Here is an 18316-nt window from a genome sequence, read left to right on the forward strand (position 1 = left end):
GCCCCGCCGAGCTGAGAGCATAGGCAAGGTTTCAACGAAAGGGAGCAGTCGATGCCGGAGAGCGGCCAGAAGGCAACACGAGAGCACATAACCGGAACCCCGGTGGCCGTTCCCGCAGCCCGGCGGGCGAGCCTGCTCGTCACCCTCGTCCTCGGCGGGCTCACCGCGCTCCCGCCGCTCTCCATGGACATGTACCTGCCGGCCCTGCCGGAGGTCACCCGCTCGCTGACCGCCCCCGCCGCCACCGTCCAGCTCACCCTCACCGCCTGCCTCGCCGGCATGGCCCTCGGGCAGCTCGTCGTCGGCCCCATGAGCGACAAGTGGGGCCGCCGCCGGCCGCTGCTCGCCGGCATGGTCGTCTACGTCCTCGCCACCGCCGTCTGCGCCTTCGCGCCCAGCGCCGAGCTCCTCATCGCCTTCCGGCTCCTCCAGGGCCTCGCCGGCGCCGCCGGCATCGTCATCGCCCGGGCCGTCGTCCGCGACCTCTACGACGGCGTCGAGATGGCCCGCTTCTTCTCCACCCTCATGCTGATCTCCGGCGTCGCGCCGGTCATCGCGCCGGTCATCGGCGGACAGATCCTGCGGATCACCGACTGGCGGGGCGTCTTCCACGTCCTCGCCGTCATCGGCGTCCTCCTCACCCTCGTCGTCTGGCGCTTCCTCCACGAGACGCTGCCGCCGGAACGGCGCCAGGAGGGCGGCGTCGGCCAGGCCCTGCGCACCATGCGCGGCCTTCTCGCCGACCGCGTCTTCACCGGCTACATGCTGGCCGGCGGCCTCGCCTTCGCCGCCCTCTTCGCCTACATCTCCGCCTCCCCGTTCGTCGTCCAGGAGATCTACGGCGCCTCCCCGCAGACCTTCAGCCTCCTCTTCGGACTCAACTCCATCGGCCTCGTCGCCGTCGGCCAGATCAACGGCAAGCTCCTCGTCGGCCGGGTCAGCCTCGACAAGGCCCTCGGCTTCGGCCTCTCCGTCATCCTGCTCGCCGCGACGGCGCTGCTCCTGATGACCACCGGCGTCTTCGGCGAGGTCGGCCTCGTCCCGGTCGCCGCCGGCCTCTTCGTCCTCATGTCCGCGATGGGCCTGGCGATGCCGAACACCAACGCGCAGGCGCTGATGCGGACGCCGCACGCCGCCGGGTCCGCGTCCGCGCTCCTCGGCACCTCCTCGTTCCTGATCGGCGCGATCGCGTCCCCCCTCGTCGGCATCGCGGGCGAGCGGACGGCCGTCCCCATGGCCGTCGTCCAGCTCGCCTGCGCGGCCGCGTCCCTCACCTGCTTCCTCCTCCTCTGCCGCCCCTGGCGCCCCACGCCCTGACGCCGCGGCGCCCCGGCGGAGACCGGGCCGCCGCGGCGGCGCCTAGACTGGGTCGGTGAATGTGTCTGTCGCTTCCGCCGAGTCCCTGCGTACCGCCCTCGCCGGGGTGCTGGGCGGACTCCCGCCCTCGCAGGCCGCGAAGTCCGTCGAGCGGCTGATCGCCCACTACCGGGGGACGACCCCGACCGACGCCCCCGTGCTCCGGGACCGTGCGGACGTCGTCGCGTACGCCGCGTACCGGATGCCCGCGACGTTCGAGGCCGCCCGGGGAGCCCTCGACGCGCTGCGGGACGCCGCGCCGGAGTGGGTGCCGGGCACGCACACCGACATCGGCGGCGGGACGGGCGCCGCGAGCTGGGCCGTCGCCGACGCGTGGGACGGGCGGCCGCCGCGCAGCACCGTCCTCGACTGGGCCGAGCCCGCCCTCGCCCTCGGCCGCGAGCTGGCCGGCGGCGTCCTCGACGCCGAGTGGCGGCGCGAGCGGATCGGCACCGCGCTGCGCCTCGACGAGACCGACCTGGTCACCGTCTCGTACGTGCTCAAGGAGCTCACCGAGGGGGACAGGGCCGCGCTCGTCGCCGAGGCGGCCCGGGCCGCGACCGGCGCCGTCGTCATCGTGGAGCCCGGCACCCCGGACGGCTACGAGCGGATCATCGCCGCCCGCTCCGTCCTGATCGACGCCGGCCTCACCGTCGCCGCGCCCTGCCCGCACAGCGGTGCCTGCCCGATCGAGCCGGGCACCGACTGGTGCCACTTCTCGGCGCGGGTCAGCCGCTCCTCGCTGCACCGGCAGGTGAAGGGCGGTTCGCTGCCGTACGAGGACGAGAAGTACGCGTACGTCGCCGCCACCAGGTTCCCGGCGACCCCCGCGCCCGCCCGCGTCATCCGCAGGCCGCAGACCCGCAAGGGGCTCGTGCTGCTGGACCTCTGCGCCCCCGGGGGGCTGGAGCGGGCGACCGTCACCAAGCGTCACGGGCCCCTGTACAAGCAGGCCCGCGACGCCGAGTGGGGCGACCCCTGGCCCCCGGCCGAGGAAGCCTAGGGACGCAGCTCCTGGGTGCAGCACTTCACGCTGCCGCCGCCCTTGAGGAGTTCGCTCAGGTCCATGCCGACGGGGTGGAAGCCCCGGGCCCTGAGCGGTTCGAAGAGTCCGGTCGCCGTCTGCGGGAGCAGCACGTGCCGGCCGTCGCTGACCGCGTTGAGCCCGAACGCCGCCGCGTCCTCGGCGCCGACCCTCAGCGCGTCGGGGAAGAGGCGGGCGAGGACGGCCCGGCTGCCGGGGGAGAAGGCCTCGGGGTGGTACATGACCTCGTCGGCGGCCTCGTCGAGGACGCAGAGCGCGGTGTCCAGGTGGTAGTAGCGGGGGTCCACCAGTTCCAGGCCGATCACCGGCCGGCCGAAGAACTCCTGGGCCTCGCCGTGGGAGAGCGGGCTGGAGCGGAAGCCGGTGCCGGCGAGGATCCAGGAGGCGGTGACGGCGAAGTCGCCCTCGCCCTCGTTGATGTGCTCCGGCTCGCGCAGGTCGGTCTCGGCCCAGCCGTTGCGGCGGAACCAGGCGAGGTGCGCCTCGGCCTCGGCGGTCCGCTCGGGGTGGGCGAAGCGGGCGCCGAGCACCCGGCCGCCGACGACGGTCGCGCCGTTCGCCGCGAAGACCATGTCCGGCAGCCCGGGGTCGGGGTCGAGGAGTTCGACGGTGTGTCCGAGGGCGAGGTAGCGGTCCCGGAGGTCCTCCCACTGGGCGAGGGCGAGCGGCAGGTCGACGGGCTTCGTCGGGTCCATCCACGGGTTGATGGAGTACGTCACCTTGAAGTGCGCGGGTGGGCACATCAGGTAGCGGCGGGGCGAGGACTCGCGCGGAGTGGAGCGCAATCGGGCCTCCTCACGGACGGTCGGCCCGCCGGTGGCGGGCCGTGGATCGGTGGAGCCATGGTCCGCTCTCGGGGCCCCGTGCGCAGTGGACCGTTCGGGTGGTTCGCTGTCCGTACACGGGATCGACATCCGGTCGGCGGCGGCCGGACGGCCTCCCCTCGCGCCACGCCACCCGGCGAGACGAGTCGTCTCGTCGGGTGGTAGATTCGGCGCATGCCCGAGACCAAGGCCCCCGACGCCTCCCGCCGCAGCGAGCGCTCCCGGCGCGCCATCTTCGACGCCGCCCTCGCCCTCGTCTCCGAGACCGGCTACGCGAAGACCACCGTCGAGGGCATCGCCGCCCGCGCAGGCGTCGGCAAGCAGACCATCTACCGGTGGTGGCCCTCCAAGGCGGCCGTGCTCCTCGACGCCTTCCTCGACCTCGCCGCGCGCGCCGCCGAGGAGGCCGGCGCCGACCCCGGGCAGACCGAGCTGCCCGACACCGGCGACCTCGCCGCCGACCTCCGGCTCGTGCTGCGGGCCACCGTCGACGAGCTCAACGACCCCCGGTACGACGCCCCCACCCGGGCCCTCGCCGCCGAGGGCTCCACCGACCCCGCGCTCGGCGCCCGCTTCACCGAAGTGCTCCTCGAACCCCAGCTCCAGGTCTTCGCCCGGCGCATCGAGGCCGCCCGGGCCGCCGGGCAGATCGACCCGGCCGTCGACGCCCGGCTCGCCACCGAACTCCTCGTCGGCCCGCTCCACCACCGCTGGCTGCACCGCACCGGCCCCCTCACCCACGCCTACGCCGACGCCCTCGTCGACCACGCGCTGCGCGGCCTCACGCCCCGGCCGTGACGAGCGTGAGCGTCGTCACCGGCCCCTGGTTCCCCACTCCGGTCACCCGGGGAGCAGGATGGTGGGACCATGGGCAGAGCCGAACGGGCGAGCATGAGGTGTGAGGGGATAGATGGGCGACGGCATCGGCCGCTACCGCGGCACGGAGAGCAAACTCGCACAGTGGCTGCGCAGGCGCCCCAAACGGGCCGCGGCCGACGACGGGAACACCCGCGAGACGCAGCTCCTGGCCATCGCCGCCGCCGGCCTTCCCCTGGCCCCCGCCGCCTACCCCGTCGGCTACAGCTGTTCCTGTGAGCGGATCGGCTGTCCCACCCCCGCCCGCCACCCGGTCTCCTTCGCCTGGCAGACCCAGTCGACCACCGACCGCGCGCAGATCGAGCGCTGGGTACGGAACGAGCCCGCGGCGAACTTCGTCACCGCCACCGGCATGGTCCACGACGTCCTCGACGTGCCGCTGGCCGCCGGCCGGGCCGCCCTCGACCGGCTCCTCGCCGATGGCGTCGAGGTGGGACCGGTCGCCGAGTCCCCCGACAGCGCGGGCGACGGCGGCCGGATGCTCTTCTTCACCGCCACCCGCGGCACCCCCGAGGACGAGGACGAGTGGTGGCCCTGCGAGCTGGACTGCCATCCCGAGACCATGGACGAGCATCCGGGCCTGCGCTGGCATTGCCGCGGCAGCTACGTCCTCGTCCCGCCCGCCCGCCTCCCCGGCGACGAGGCCGACCACCCCGTCGTCGGCTGGGTCCGCGGCCCCGAGCACGCGCTGCCCGACCCGCTGAACCTCCTGGAGGCCCTCACCGACGCCTGCGCCCGGCACGCCGCCGCGCGGGAGGCCGAGGGCGAGGATCACCACCCCCACGACGTCGCCTGGCCCCTCACCCGCTGACCCGCCGACGGGGCCGCGTCACGAGCCCTCGACCGCGACCACGCCCTGGAGCCGGCCCGCGAAGACGACCGCGTCCTTCGCCGTGCCCGCCGGCTTCACCAGGACGACCTGGCTCGACACCCACTCCTTCGTCACCGTGTTCACGATCTCGCCCTTCATCAGGGCCTTCAGCTCCGGGCCCACCTTCGGACGGTAGCCCTTCGCGGTCGTCTGGCGCTCGAAGTGACGGCTGGCGAAGAAGACCAGCGCCCCGCCGTCCTCCGTCGCGAGCGCCAGCGGCGCGAAGTCGCCCGAGTCGGCGGCGCGGTCGATCCACTGGGTCGCCACGCCCGGCCGCGAGGCCGTACGGGCCCGCCGCTCACGCCACTCGGTGGTGTGCGCGCCCGCCGCGAAGGGACTCGTACCGCCGTCCTTGAGGTACGCGGCGTACCGCTCGCTCAGCTCGCCGGGGGCGACCGCCACGGCGTCCGAGCCGGCGGCGACCGCCACCTCGTCGCCCTCCTCCTCGGCGAACCCGGGCACCTCGTCCCGGCCGAGGATCACCAGGTGGGCGGCCTTCCACGGCTGCTCGGGGCCGTTCTTGACGAAGGCCACCAGCCAGCGGTTGTCCGCCTGCTTCGTGCCGTCGTCGCGGTTGGAGTCGGTGTCGGCGACGAACCAGCGCGGCCAGCCCGCCTTCCTGGGGACCAGGAAGCGGGGGTCGCGCAGCTCCAGCGGCTCGTGGTCCGGATTGCCCTCCGGCCGGGTCACCGACTTCGACTTCAGGCCGGCCTGGTTGATCGCGCCCAGCGCACCGGTCACCTGACCGGCGTCGAGCGCCGGGTCGTTGGCCTTGTCGGCACGGTTGAACGCGGTGACGAAACCGGCGAGCGCCGCCGAGGCCTCCTCGGGCGTCGCCCCCGGCACGACCGCGGTCTCGCCGTGGACGGTCACACAGCCGCTCGCGGCCAGCGCCACGACGGTCGCCGCGGCGACGGACGCCAGGGCCCGGGAGGGCCGCCGTCCCCGCCGCACCTCGGACCGCCGGGTCCCCCGCTCCAGCCTCAGCCTTCTCATCGGTCGCCTTCTGCTTCTCCACGCGCACGGACGGACCCGACCCTATCGGGGCGGGGAAGAGCGCGAGCGCCGGGACCGGATACAGCGCCCACACCGTGACCTGAGGGGCCGTCGGGCCGGGCGGGCCGTCGAGGACGCCCCGGAGGAGGGTGCCGTACCGGCCGTCGGGCGGGGCCGCGGGGAGGGACACGCCGAGGTACGGCCCTGCCGCACGCCCCTGGATGGTTCAATTCCGCCATGAACACGACTGGCGAGGCCGGCACCGGAACCGGCACCGAGATCGACGTCCTGCGGGTCTTCTGCGCGGGCGACGGGAGCCACGGCAACGCCCTCGGGGTCGTCCGCGAAGGACGCGTCCACCCCGACGAGGCGTCCCGGCAGGCGCTCGCCAAGGAACTCGGCTTCAGCGAGACCGTGTTCGTCGACGACCCCGAGCGCGGCATCGTCGACATCTACGCCCCGGGGCTGCGGCTCCCCTTCGCCGGGCACCCGCTCGTCGGCGCCGCCTGGCTGCTCGACCTGGAGGTGATCTGCCCGCCCGCCGGAGAGGTGTGGGTGCGCGGCGACGGCGAGTTCACCTGGATCGAGGCCCGCGCCGCGTGGGTCCCGCCGCGCACCCTGCGGCAGTACGCCTCCGCCGCCGAGGTGGACGCCCTGGAGGTGCCCGAGCCCGGAGAGTGGATCTACGCCTGGGCGTGGGAGGAGGAGGCCGCGGGACGGATCCGGGCGCGCGCCTTCCCCGGCCGCGGGGACGGCATCGACGAGGACGAGGCCACCGGTGCGGCGGCCCTGCTGCTCACCGAACGCCTCGGCCGGGCCCTGAACATCAGGCAGGGCCGGGGGTCGCAGCTGCTGACCGCCCCCGGCCCCGACGGCATCGTGGAGTTGGGCGGACGGGTCCGCCTGGAAAGAACGCTGATGCGCTAGAAGCGCGGCGCTTACGCGCTGAGCGGGAACTCGCCGCCCAGCTCGCGGAAGACGGCCGTGTTGAAGGCGAAGGCCCGCTTGCACTCGTCCACGATCCGCTGCTTCTCCAGGTCGTCCGCGTTCACCCCGTCGAGGAGTTCGCGGTAGGAGCGCTTGAACGCGGCCGGGTTCCCGATCGCGTCGAAGACGTAGAACCGCACGCCGTCGCCCTTGCGGTCGAAGCCCCAGGTCCGCTCGGCCTTGTCGCGGATGATCTGACCGCCCGACAGATCGCCCAGGTAACGGGTGTAGTGGTGGGCGACGTAGCCGGCCGGCCAGCTGCGGGCGCACTCGGCGACCCGCGCCGCGTACGCCTCGGTGGCCGGCAGCGCGGAGAGCCCGGCACGCCAGTCCGGGCCGCGCAGATGGGCGAGGTCCGCCTCCAGGGCCTCCGTGCGGAAGAGCTCGGGCTGTATGAAGGGCCCGGCGACCGGGTCCTCGCGCAGCGCCTCCGCACCCTCCTCCAGGGCCCGGTACACGAACCAGAGCTGCTCCGTGTAACGGGCGTACGCGTCCACGCCCAGCCGTCCGCCCAGGAGGTCGCCCATGAAGGACGAGGTCTCCGCCTCCGTGTGCTGCTCGTGCGAGGCCGTGCGGATGAGGGTGGAGAAGGGCGTGTCCAAGGCGTGCCTCCGAGACCGATGGGGCGGGAACCAGTCGACCCGATTTTGTAAAGTTAGGCTTACCTTAGTCAACTGGTTTCCCGACGACCTGTCGGTAAAGGTTGTACCCCCGAGGGGGGTCAGGGCAACGTAAGGATGTCCGCTCCCGTCTCGGTCACCACGAGGGTGTGCTCGAACTGCGCGGTCCGCTTGCGGTCCTTGGTCACCACGGTCCACCCGTCGTCCCACATGTCGTACTCGTGGGTGCCCAGCGTCAGCATCGGCTCGATCGTGAAGGTCATGCCGGGCTGGATGACGGTGGTGTGGTGGGGCGAGTCGTAGTGCGGCACGATCAGGCCGGAGTGGAACGACGTGTTGATGCCGTGACCGGTGAAGTCCCGCACCACGCCGTAGCCGAAGCGCTTGGCGTACGACTCGATGACCCGGCCGATGATGTTGATCTGCCGGCCCGGCTTCACCGCCTTGATCGCGCGGTTCAGCGACTCCCGGGTGCGCTCGACCAGCAGCCGCGACTCCTCGTCGACGTCGCCGCACAGGTAGGTCGCGTTGTTGTCGCCGTGGACGCCGCCGATGTACGCCGTGACGTCCAGGTTCACGATGTCGCCGTCGCGCAGCACCGTGGAGTCCGGGATGCCGTGGCAGATGACCTCGTTGACCGAGGCGCACAGCGACTTGGGGAAGCCCCGGTAGCCGAGGGTCGAGGGGTAGGCGCCGTGGTCGCACATGTACTCATGGGCGACCCGGTCGAGTTCGTCGGTGGTGACGCCCGGGGCGATGAGCTTGGCGGCCTCCTCCATCGCCTGCGCGGCGATGCGGCCGGCGATCCGCATCCGTTCGATCGTGTCGGAGTCCTGCACCTCCGGCCCGGTGTAGGGGGTGGGGGCGGACTTCCCGACGTACTCGGGGCGACGGATCGAGCCCGGGACGGAGCGGGTGGGGGAGAGCTCCCCCGGTACGAGAAGCGACTGGCCAGACATGCCAGCGAGTCTAACGACCGCGTCTGGGGCAGCATGGTCCCGAAGGAAGGAGCCGACGACCATGGCCCTGTTCAAGAAGCGCACGGCCGGAAAGCCGGGCGAGTGGTACTACTGCCTGGAACACAAGAAGGTCGAGGAGGGGCCCGACTGCCCGGCGAAGAACCGATTCGGCCCCTACGCCACCCGTGAGGAGGCCTCGCACGCCATGGAGACCGCCCGTGAGCGGAACCTGGAGTGGGAGACCGACCCGCGCTGGCACGACGCGCCGGGCCCGGCGGAGGACAAGGACTGACGGCCGGGACGGCGTGACCGGACCCCGGCCACGCCGTCCCGGTCCGGGCCCGGCCCCCGGTCCGGGCCCGGTCACACCGCTGCGGTCCGGGCCCGCTCACATCGCCGGGGCCCGGGCCCGGGTCACGCCGCCGGGTCCGGGCCCTGTCACGCCGCCGGGTCCGGGCCCCGGTCACACGGTCCCGGCCGCCGTCGCCGTCGCCTCCTGCTGGGCCTTCCGCCGCAGCGCGTCCTCGTCGGTGCCGGAGTCGTAGCGGAGCAGCTTCGGCAGGACCAGGCAGAGCAGGCCGACCGAGGCCACGCAGGCGACGCCGCCCGCCCAGACGGCGGTACGCGTGCCGGTCCAGCCCGCCATCACGCCCGCCCGCACCTGGCCGAGCTGCGGTCCCACGCTGTACGACAGCACCTCGATGCCCGCGAGCCGGCCGCGCAGCTCCTCCGGGATCGTCTGGTTCCAGATCGTCGACCGCCCGAGTCCGCTCAGCATGTCGCCGGCGCCCGCGAACGCCAGGCACAGCAGGACCAGCCACACGTCCCCGAACCACCCCGCGCCCGCGATCGCGAGCCCCCAGGCCGCGGCACCGCCGGCCACGAGCAGCCCGTGCCGCCGCACCCGGGAGGTCCAGCCGCTGGTCAGCCCGAGGACCAGCGAGCCGACGGAGCCGGCCGCGTACATGAGCCCCAGGGACCAGGGGGCGTCCAGCTCGTCCGCGAGGAAGGGGAAGACCGCGTTCGGGAAGGCGAAGACCATGGCGGCCAGGTCGATCCCGTACGTGCCCAGCAGCACCGGCCGCGACCAGGCGTACCGGGCGCCCTCCGCGATCGAGCGCAGCGACGGCTTCTCCGCGTCGTGCGCGGGCGGCGCGGGGGAGAGGCGCCGGCACATCAGCACCGACACGGCGAAGCCGGCGAGCGTCACCGCGTACGCCGGGGCGTGGCCCGCGTAGGCCACCACCACGCCCGCGACCGACGGGCCCGCGATGGCCCCCATCTGCCACCGCAGCGAGTTCAGCGCGGCCGCCGCCGTCTGCTGCTCGTGCGGCACGATCCGCGCCAGCAGCGAGTCGAGGGCGGGCCGCTGGAGGCCCGCGAGCGCGGACACGCCCGCCGCGACCACGTACAGCGGCCACAGCAGCGGCTCGCCGAGCAGCGAGTTCAGCAGCAACAGCAGGGCGAGCAGCCCGAGTCCCGCCTCCGTCGCGACGATCACCCGCCGCCGGTCCACCGCGTCCGCCAGCGCCCCGCCGTACAGCCCGAACACCACCAGCGGCACCAGCTCCACGGCCCCCATCGCGCCCACGGCGAGCGGCGAGTCCGTCAGCTCCTTGATCTGCAGCGGCAGCGCCACCATCGCCATGGCACTGGCGAAGTACGTGACCAGCCCCTGCCCCCACAGCAGCCGGAAGTCACGCGAGGAGCGCCACGGGGAGGTGTCGGGCAGCACGGCCACGAGCCGCGCACGCAAGGAAGGAGCCACGAGACCCCATGCTCACCCGCCCCCACCCCCCGATCAACCGATTTCCGCCCGCCCCGGGGCCGCGCCGGCGGAACGCCCGCCCGCGACGGAGCGGCGGGTCACCAGCGGGGCGGGGGCGGGGAGGTCAGGTGGTCGGCCAGACGGGCCAGGCGGTCGCGGAAACGGCGCCCCCGCGGCGACGGCAGCCGGTTCTCACCCGCCGCCGCGCTGACGAGGTGCTGGACCGTGTCCAGGTCCAGGCCCGCCTCCTCCGTCACCGACAGCGCCTCGTGCGCCAGGCCCCGCACCTCCGCGTCGCCCCCGTCGAGCGACAGCACCGTCGCCCCCGCCCGGCGCGCGTCGTGCACCCGCTGAAGCAGCTCCCCCTCCGGGCGGGCCGGCGCGACGACGAGGAGCGCGGTGCCCCGGCCCGCCGCCTCCAGGCGCCCCAGGCCCACCGACAGGTGCGGCGGGTCGCCGGGCCTGGCCCGGTGGCGCACCAGCGTGGGGGCCAGCTCCGGCAGGCCCGACCAGGCCGCCTCGTCCACCAGGTGCGCCGCCAGGTGCCACGGCTCGTACGCCTCCGTGCCCACGAGCAGCAGCGCGCCCCGGCGCGGCGCCACCGACGCCCGCAGCGCCCCGGCGAAGCGGCGCGCGGCCGCCGGCCACTCCGTCCCGGCGAGCACTTCCCGCAGCAACGCGACCCGTACGGCATCCATGGCGCCGCATCCTGCCCCAGCCGCCCGCCCGCCCGCCGCCGGTGACCGCCGATCCACCCGAACGGGTCCCGAACCGGTGGGTAGGGTCGGCCCATGACTGACTCGACCCCCGCAACCGCACCCACGACGGCCCCCGCGTCCCCCAAGGACCCCTGGGCCCTGCCCGACGTCTCCGGGCTCGTCGTCGGCGTCCTCGGCGGCACCGGCGACCAGGGCCGCGGCCTCGCCTACCGCCTCGCCGCCGCCGGCCAGCAGGTGATCATCGGCTCCCGCGCCGCCGACCGCGCCGTGGCCGTCGCCGCGGAGATCGGCCACGGCGTCGAGGGCGCCGACAACGCCGAGTGCGCCCGCCGCAGCGACGTCGTCATCGTCGCCGTGCCGTGGGACGGCCACGCCAAGACCCTGGAGTCGCTGCGCGCGGAGCTCGCCGGCAAGCTCGTCGTCGACTGCGTCAACCCGCTCGGCTTCGACAAGAAGGGCGCCTACGCCCTCAAGCCCGAGGAGGGCTCCGCCGCCGAGCAGGCCGCCGCGCTGCTCCCGGACTCCCGGGTCGCCGCCGCCTTCCACCACCTCTCCGCCGTCCTCCTCAAGGACACCTCGATCGCCGAGATCGACACCGACGTGATGGTCCTCGGCGAGGAGCGCGCCGACGTCGAGATCGTGCAGGCGCTGGCGGGCCGCGTCCCCGGCATGCGCGGCGTCTTCGCGGGCCGGCTGCGCAACGCCCACCAGGTCGAGTCCCTCGTCGCCAACCTGATCTCGGTGAACCGCCGCTACAAGGCCCACGCGGGCGTCCGGATCACCGACATCTGAGCCGGCCGCCGAGCCGGCCACCGGAGCCGGGCCGGCCACGGGGGCGGAGCCGGAGAACGGACGCTTCGGGGCATGGGGGACACTGGTCGGGCACCGTCAGCCGTACCCGACAGGAGCCGACCCCCATGCCCCGTCTCGCCCTCTACGCCCTCGTGGTCTGCGCCCTGGCCGTCGCCGCGGCCGTGATCTCCTTCGTCAACGGCAGCTTCATCGGCATCGTCTGGGTCCTCCTCGCCGGCCTCTCCTCCAACATGGCCTGGTACTACCTCCGCCGCGCGAAGGCGGAGAAGGCCGCGGAGGCCGTCTAGACCGGGCAGTACGACGGGGCGGTCTCCCAGAAGCGGAAGAGCGCCGAGCCGCAGACGCGGTCGGGGCCGCCGACGCCCAGTGCCCGCATCAGCGCGTCGACCGCGTCGAAGAAGGCGCCGTTGACGACCGGCACGAAGAGCAGCGCGATCACGACGAAGAAGCCGTACGGCGCGTACGGCTCGATCCGCCGCTTCAGCCGGTACGACAGCCAGGGCTCCAGGATCCCGTAGCCGTCGAGCCCCGGCACCGGCAGCAGGTTCAGGAGCGCCGCCGTCACCTGGAGGAACGCCAGGAACGCCAGCGCGTACCGGAAGGCCGCCGGCACCCCGTCGAGCGCGCCCAGCCAGAACGGCGCCGTGCACACCACGGCGAACAGCACGTTCGCCAGCGGGCCCGCCGCCGAGATCAGACTGTGCTTCCAGCGGCCCTTGATCCGGCCCTGCTCGATGAAGACCGCCCCGCCGGGCAGGCCGATCCCGCCCAGGATCACGAAGAGCACGGGCAGGACCACGCTGAGGACGGCGTGGGTGTACGCGAACGGGTTCAGGCTCAGATAGCCCTTGGCGCCCACCGTGACGTCCCCGCCGTGCAGGGCCGTGCGGGCGTGCGCGTACTCGTGCAGACAGAGCGAGACGATCCACGCCGAGGTCACGAAGAGGAAGACCGCCACCCCGGGCAGCGCGGCGAAGTCCGTCCACACCGCCCAGCCGGTGACCGCCATGACGGCGAGCACCGCCAGGAAGACGGGACTGATCCGCCGCTCCTCGCGGCGGACGGCGGCCGAACTCATCACGGGCTCCCCCGATCCGGAACTGGCTGTGGTGGTGCGAGAACGTACCGCTCCCGCCGCCGGTTCCCCGCCGGTCCCCCCGCCGCCCGGCGCCCGCGGGGCGCTCGCGGAGAATGGGGGAGTGCGTTACTGCCTCCTGGGACCGACCCGCGTGCTGAGCGCCGACGGCGGCGAGCTGCCCGTCGGCGGGCCGCGCGTCCGCGCCCTGCTCACCGCCCTCGCCCTCCGGCCCGGCCGCGTCGTCCCGGTGACCGTGCTCGTCGACGAGGTCTGGCACGGCGACGAGCCGCCCGCCGACGCCGTCGCCGCGCTCCAGGCGTTGGCCGGCCGGCTCAGGAAGGCGCTCGGGAAGGACCGGGTCCCGTCCGCGGACGGCGGCGGCTACCGGCTCGGCGCGGCCCGCGAGGACGTCGACCTCTACCGCTTCGAACGGCTCGCCGCCGACGGCTCCGCCGCGCTCGCCGCCGGGGACCCGGCCCGGGCCGCCGCCCTCCTCGACGAGGCCCTGGGGCTCTGGTCCGGGCCCGCCCTCGCCGACCTGCCCGACCGGCACGCCGAGGCCGCCCGCTGGGAGGCCCGCCGCCTGGACGCCCGGCGCGGCCGGCTCGACGCGGCGCTCGCCCTCGGCCGGGCCGCCGACGCCCTCCCCGAGCTCACCGCCCTCTGCGCCGACCGTCCGCTCGACGAACCCCTGCAGGCCCTGCGGATCCGCGCCCTGCGCGACACCGGCCGGGCCGCCGAGGCCCTCGCCGCGTACGAGGAGGTCCGCCGGACGCTCGCCGACCGGCTCGGTGCCGACCCGGGGCCCGGCCTGCGGGCCCTCCACGAGCGGCTGCTCGCCGCCGGGGCGCCGGCCCCGGCCCCGGCCCCGGTTTCCGCACCGGCCCCCGCGCCCGTCCACCAGGCGGCCCCCGCCCCCGGCAACCTGCGGGCCCGGCTCACCTCCTTCGTCGGGCGCGACGAGGAGATCGCCGCCCTGCGCCAGGACCTGGACGCCGCCCGCCTGGTCACCCTGCTCGGGCCCGGCGGCGCCGGCAAGACCCGGCTCTCCCAGGAGGCGGCCGAGCGGGCCGCCGGCGCCTGGCCCGACGGCGTCTGGGTCGCCGAACTCGCCCCGGTCCGCGACCCGGAGGCCGTCCCCGAGGCCGTCCTCGCCGCCCTCGGCGCCCGCGAGACCGTGCTGCGCGGCGCCGGCGCCGAGGAGCTCCGCACCGGCGGCGACCCGCTGCACCGCCTCGTGGAGCACTGCGCGGGGCGGCGGATGCTGCTGCTCCTGGACAACTGCGAGCACCTGGTGGACGCGGCGGCCCGGCTCGCGGAGACGGTCCTCGCCCGCTGTTCCGGCGTACGGGTCCTGGCGACCAGCCGGGAGCCGCTGGGCGTGCCGGGGGAGCGGCTGCGGCCGCTCGGCCCGCTGCCGGAGGAGACGGCGCTGCGCCTGCTCGCCGAGCGGGGCGCGGCGGCCCGGCCCGGTTTCGACGTGGCCGGGGACCCGGAGGCGGCGGAGGAGATCGTGCGGCGGCTCGACGGGCTGCCGCTGGCGATCGAGCTGGCGGCTGCGCGGCTGCGGCTGCTGTCGCCCCGGCAGATCGCGGACCGGCTCGACGACCGCTTCCGGCTGCTGACCTCGGGCGCGCGGACGGTGCTGCCCCGCCAGCAGACCCTGCGGGCGGTGGTGGACTGGTCGTGGGAGCTGCTGGAAGGGCCGGAGCGTGCGGTGCTGCGGCGGCTCGCCGTCTTCACCGGCGGCTGCGACCTGGAGGCGGCGGAGGCCGTCTGCGCCGGTCCGGAGGGGGCCGACGTGCTGTCCGTGCTCGGCGCGCTGGTCGACAAGTCGCTGGTGGTGGCGGCGCCGGAGGAGTCCGGGACGCGGTTCCGGCTCCTGGAGACGGTGGCGGAGTACGCGGGGGAGCGGCTGGACGAGGCGGGGGAGAGGGCGGAGGCCGAACGGGCCCACCTCACGTACTACCGCGAGCTCGCCCGCACCACCGACCCCGGGCTGCGCGGGTCGGGGCAGCTCGCCGCCATGGTCCGGCTCGACGCCGAGTACGGCAACCTCCGCACCGCGCTCGCCCGGGCCGTCGCCGCCCGCGACGAGGACGAGGCCCTCGTCCTCGTCCACGCCCTGCTCTGGTACTGGCAGCTGCGCGACCTGCGCTCCGACGCCCTCCAGGGGGTCCGGGCCGTCGCCGCCCTGGGGCCCGACCCGTTCGCCCCGCCCGCCGCGCCGCTCGTCCCCCTCCACGAACCGTGCACGGCGGCCCCGCCGCCGCTCTCCGAGGAGCAGCGCTGGGAGGCCCGGCGCGGGGTGCGGCTCGTCGAGCTGGTCAACATGGACCACGAGACCGCCCGCTGGACGAGCCCCGAGGGCAAGGACCGGCTCCGCGAGATCACCGCCGTCTACCGGCCCGGGCTGCCGCAGACCTGCCGTCTCCCCGGCTCCTTCGCCGTCTTCGCCGTGCTCATCATGGGCGAGCCGGAGCGGCTGCACGAACTCCTCGACGTCACCGTGGAGGCGTGCCGCCGGCACGGGTACGCGTGGGAGCTCGCCCACGTCCTGCACATGCGCGCCAACATGCGGGCCAACCGCGGCGAGTGGGCCGAGACGGCGATCGCGGACGCCGACGAGAGCCTGGCGCTCTTCGAACGGCTCGGGGACGCCTGGGGCGCGGCCGAGGCGCTCTCCGCCCGCGGCGAGGCCCACGAGCGGCTGCTCGCCTACGACGCGGCCGCCCGGGACTTCTCCGCCGCCATCGGCTACGCGGAGAGGATCGGCGCCCCCTCGCAGCAGGAGCTGCTGCGGGCCCGGTACGCCGACACCCTCATCGAGGCGGGCCGGATCGAGGAGGGCGAGGCGATCCTGCGGAGGATCCTGGACGACCGTTCCACGGGTCACGAACCGCAGCTCGGCGCGCGCCTCTTCCTCGCGCTGGCCCTCGGCAGGACCGGGAGGACCGCCGAGGCCCGGGAGCACCTGACCTCCCTCCTGGACGAGTTCAGCAGCGAGACCCTCGCCGTCTTCGAGGGGTTCACCCTCGGCAGCCTGGCCTGGATCGACGTCCTGGAGGAGCGGTACGCCGACGCCCTCGCGCGCATCGCGCAGGCGTACGAGCGGTCCCTGGGGCCGTTGTCGATGATGGTGGTGCCGCAGATGCCCGGCGTCCATCTGGTCGTCGGGGCCTGGGCGCTCGCCGGGATCGGCGGCGGGGCGGCCCGGACGGCGGCCCTGCTCCTCGGGGCGAGGGACGCCCTCGTGCCCGACGGGCACCGGGAGCCGGGTCTCGAACGGGAGAACCTGGCGCGGGCCACCGAGCTGGCCCGCGCGGCGCTCGGTGCGGACGCCTTCGCCGCCGCGCACGCCGAGGGCGGCGGCCTCTCCGCAGAGGAGGCCGCCGCCCTGCTCGGCCGCGCCGCCGACGCGATCAGTGAGCGCGCCGAGTCCTGAGCCCCCGTCGGCGGGGGCGCCGCTCAGGTCTTCTTGCGGAACTTGGAGACCGCGAGCGGCGCCGTGACGACGGTGATGGCCAGCGCCCAGCCGAGCGTCATCCACACGGAGTGGGCGACCGGACCGCCGTTGATGAGGTTCCGGGCGGCGTCGGCGAGGTTCGACAGCGGGTTGTAGTCCGTGAAGGTCTCCAGCCAGCCGGGCATCGTCGCCGTCGGCGCGAAGATCGAGGAGCCGAACTGGAGCGGCATCAGGACCATCATCGCCATGCCCTGGACCGCCTGCGCGGTCTTCACGGTCAGACCGATCAGGATGAAGATCCACATCAGCGAGGCGCCGAAGACCATCGACAGGCCGATGGCGGCGAACAGGTGGAGCACCGAGGTGTGGATCGTCAGCCCGAGCAGGAAGCTCATGCCGAGCAGGATCGCGGTGGCGACCAGCATCCGGCCGACCTCGACGACGATCTTGGCGATGAGGACCGAGGAGCGGGCGATCGGCATCGTCCGGAACCGGTCCATCACCCCCTTCTTGAAGTCGTCGTTGATGCCGACGCCCACGGCCATGGCGATGTTCATGCCCATCATCGCCATCAGGCCGGGCGCCACGTAGTTCACGTAGGCGTCGTTGTTGCCCTTGCCGGAGATCGCGCCGCCGAAGACGTACACGAAGAGCAGGATGAAGATGATCGGCATGAACACGGCGTCGAACATCGACTCCGGGTCCTGCTTGATCTGGAGGGCGTTGCGCCGGGCGAGCGCGCCGATGTGGCGGAGGTTGGCCCGCAGGCCGATGCGGCCCTCGGCGTCGGCGCGGTGGGGACGTGCCGGCGTCGGGTCCGGGGTGCCGACGGGGGACTTGGTGACCGTGGTCGTGCTCACGCGGCGACCTCCTCGGTGAACTCGTCGGAGTCGGCGGTCTTCTGGCCGGTGATGGCCAGGAACACCTCGTCCAGGCTGGGCAGATGGGTACCGATGTGGGCGATGCCGAAGCCGCGCGCGCCGAGCAGCGCGACCACGGCCGTCAGCTGCTCGTCGGCGAGGATCGGCACGTACAGCGCGCCCTCGTCGGGCACCACGGTCGCGCCGGCGACGCCGTCGAGACCGGTCTCGCGGAGCGCGGCCGCCATCGCGGGCAGCTGCTCCGGGTCGACCGGACGGACCTTCAGGGTGCGGCCGCCGACCTTCGCCTTCAGCTCGTCGACCTCGCCCCGGGCGATGACCTTGCCCCGGTCGACGACGGTCAGCTCGCTCGCGAGCTGCTCCGCCTCCTCCATGTACTGGGTGGTGAGGAGGACGGTGACGCCCTCGGAGACCATCCGCTTCACCTCGTCCCACACCTCGTTGCGGGTGCGGGGATCGAGGCCGGTGGTCGGCTCGTCCAGGTAGAGCACGGCCGGCTGCCCGATCATGGAGGCGGCGAGGTCGAGGCGGCGCCGCATGCCGCCGGAGTAGTTCATCGCCGGGCGCTTGGCGGCCTCGGTGAGGGAGAAGCGCTCCAGCATCTCGTCGGCGCGGCGGCGGGCGTCCGCGCGGGACAGGTCGAGCAGCCGCCCGATCATGTACAGGTTCTCGAAGCCGGAGAGCTTCTCGTCGACGGAGGCGTACTGGCCGGTGAGGCCGATGGTGCGGCGCAGCTGCCGGGGCTGGCGCACCACGTCGTAGCCGGCGACGGTGGCGGTCCCGGCGTCCGGGACGAGGAGGGTGGAGAGGCAGCGGACGAGGGTGGTCTTCCCGGCGCCGTTGGGCCCGAGGACCCCGAGGACGGTGCCCTCGCGGACGTCCAGGTCGACCCCGTCCAGGGCCTTGGTCTCGCCGAAGTGCTTCACGAGGCCCCGGACCTCGACGGCGTTGGTCTGTGATCGCGTCATGCCCCCATGGAACAGGGCGCCGCTGACAGCCCTCCGACAAACGGCCTACAGACGGGCGACAGCCCGCCGATGGGGGAAGTCGGCGGGCT

Annotated in this window: 18 protein-coding genes; 9 read left to right on the forward strand and 9 right to left on the reverse strand. The window is 74.4% G+C overall.

The features are described 5' to 3' along the window. Positions 1-51 precede the first annotated feature (51 nt). A complete protein-coding gene (locus IE245_RS02390; RefSeq protein WP_189944976.1) occupies positions 52-1317 on the forward strand; it encodes a Bcr/CflA family multidrug efflux MFS transporter in 1266 nt (421 codons plus the stop codon). Positions 1318-1372: 55 nt separating this feature from the next. Beyond that, complete coding sequence (locus IE245_RS02395) at positions 1373-2359, forward strand: small ribosomal subunit Rsm22 family protein (RefSeq protein WP_189944977.1); 987 nt, start codon at positions 1373-1375, stop codon at positions 2357-2359. Here the strand turns inward: IE245_RS02395 and ddaH are convergent. Further along, positions 2356-3186, reverse strand: a complete 831-nt coding sequence (gene ddaH / locus IE245_RS02400) for a dimethylargininase (protein WP_373305248.1) — start codon at positions 3184-3186, stop codon at positions 2356-2358. The genes IE245_RS02395 and ddaH overlap by 4 nt on opposite strands. Positions 3187-3399: 213 nt before the next feature. On the opposite strand from ddaH, the gene IE245_RS02405 reads away from it, so the two are divergent. Beyond that, positions 3400-4023: a TetR/AcrR family transcriptional regulator gene (locus tag IE245_RS02405; RefSeq protein ID WP_189944978.1), complete on the forward strand. Its 624-nt coding sequence runs from the start codon at positions 3400-3402 to the stop codon at positions 4021-4023. A 112-nt stretch (positions 4024-4135) separates the two neighbouring features. Continuing rightward, entirely contained in the window at positions 4136-4912 is a 777-nt protein-coding gene (locus IE245_RS02410) for a bifunctional DNA primase/polymerase (protein WP_189944979.1), read from the forward strand. A gap of 18 nt (positions 4913-4930) precedes the next feature. Here the strand turns inward: IE245_RS02410 and IE245_RS02415 are convergent, their stop codons facing one another. Next, positions 4931-5968: an SCO2278 family lipoprotein gene (locus IE245_RS02415; protein WP_506005168.1), complete on the reverse strand. Its 1038-nt coding sequence runs from the start codon at positions 5966-5968 to the stop codon at positions 4931-4933. 237 nt (positions 5969-6205) lie between these two features. Here IE245_RS02415 and IE245_RS02420 point away from each other — a divergent pair, with 237 nt between their 5' ends. Continuing rightward, positions 6206-6895, forward strand: a complete 690-nt coding sequence (locus IE245_RS02420) for a PhzF family phenazine biosynthesis protein (protein WP_189944980.1) — start codon at positions 6206-6208, stop codon at positions 6893-6895. 11 nt (positions 6896-6906) lie between these two features. Here the strand turns inward: IE245_RS02420 and IE245_RS02425 are convergent, their stop codons facing one another. Together IE245_RS02425 and map are read right to left on the reverse strand one after the other, a co-directional pair. Next, positions 6907-7557: a biliverdin-producing heme oxygenase gene (locus IE245_RS02425; RefSeq protein WP_189944981.1), complete on the reverse strand. Its 651-nt coding sequence runs from the start codon at positions 7555-7557 to the stop codon at positions 6907-6909. A 119-nt stretch (positions 7558-7676) separates the two neighbouring features. Continuing rightward, the gene (map, locus tag IE245_RS02430; RefSeq protein WP_189944982.1) at positions 7677-8534 is read right to left on the reverse strand and encodes a type I methionyl aminopeptidase; all 858 of its coding nucleotides are present in this window, start codon (positions 8532-8534) and stop codon (positions 7677-7679) included. Between the two features lie 61 nt (positions 8535-8595). Between map and IE245_RS02435 the strand changes: the two genes are divergently transcribed. Then, entirely contained in the window at positions 8596-8826 is a 231-nt protein-coding gene (locus IE245_RS02435; RefSeq protein ID WP_189944983.1) for a hypothetical protein, read from the forward strand. Between the two features lie 171 nt (positions 8827-8997). On the opposite strand, the gene IE245_RS02440 is transcribed toward IE245_RS02435, so the two are convergent. Both IE245_RS02440 and IE245_RS02445 read right to left on the reverse strand, forming a co-directional pair. Continuing rightward, positions 8998-10302 (reverse strand): MFS transporter, encoded by a 1305-nt coding sequence (locus IE245_RS02440; RefSeq protein ID WP_373305249.1) that lies wholly within the window; start codon positions 10300-10302, stop codon positions 8998-9000. A 98-nt stretch (positions 10303-10400) separates the two neighbouring features. Then, positions 10401-11000, reverse strand: a complete 600-nt coding sequence (locus IE245_RS02445; RefSeq protein WP_189944984.1) for a hypothetical protein — start codon at positions 10998-11000, stop codon at positions 10401-10403. A 93-nt stretch (positions 11001-11093) separates the two neighbouring features. Between IE245_RS02445 and npdG the strand changes: the two genes are divergently transcribed. Beyond that, positions 11094-11813 (forward strand): NADPH-dependent F420 reductase, encoded by a 720-nt coding sequence (npdG, locus tag IE245_RS02450; protein WP_189944985.1) that lies wholly within the window; start codon positions 11094-11096, stop codon positions 11811-11813. Between the two features lie 125 nt (positions 11814-11938). Beyond that, positions 11939-12121: a hypothetical protein gene (locus IE245_RS02455; RefSeq protein WP_189944986.1), complete on the forward strand. Its 183-nt coding sequence runs from the start codon at positions 11939-11941 to the stop codon at positions 12119-12121. On the opposite strand, the gene IE245_RS02460 is transcribed toward IE245_RS02455, so the two are convergent. Continuing rightward, positions 12118-12912 carry a site-2 protease family protein gene (locus tag IE245_RS02460; protein WP_189944987.1) on the reverse strand — a complete coding sequence of 265 codons (795 nt, stop codon included), beginning with the start codon at positions 12910-12912 and terminating at the stop codon, positions 12118-12120. The genes IE245_RS02455 and IE245_RS02460 overlap by 4 nt on opposite strands. Positions 12913-13033: 121 nt before the next feature. Between IE245_RS02460 and IE245_RS02465 the strand changes: the two genes are divergently transcribed. After that, positions 13034-16357: an AfsR/SARP family transcriptional regulator gene (locus IE245_RS02465; protein WP_189944988.1), complete on the forward strand. Its 3324-nt coding sequence runs from the start codon at positions 13034-13036 to the stop codon at positions 16355-16357. Positions 16358-16380: 23 nt separating this feature from the next. On the opposite strand, the gene IE245_RS02470 is transcribed toward IE245_RS02465, so the two are convergent. Together IE245_RS02470 and IE245_RS02475 are read right to left on the reverse strand one after the other, a co-directional pair. After that, entirely contained in the window at positions 16381-17238 is an 858-nt protein-coding gene (locus tag IE245_RS02470) for an ABC transporter permease (protein WP_189944989.1), read from the reverse strand. Further along, complete coding sequence (locus IE245_RS02475; protein WP_189944991.1) at positions 17235-18227, reverse strand: ATP-binding cassette domain-containing protein; 993 nt, start codon at positions 18225-18227, stop codon at positions 17235-17237. The genes IE245_RS02470 and IE245_RS02475 overlap by 4 nt, the downstream gene beginning before the upstream one ends. Between the last annotated feature and the right edge of the window lie 89 nt (positions 18228-18316).

Origin of the sequence: Streptomyces roseolus (assembly GCF_014649855.1) — a bacterium.
Lineage (GTDB): Bacteria > Actinomycetota > Actinomycetes > Streptomycetales > Streptomycetaceae > Streptomyces > Streptomyces roseolus.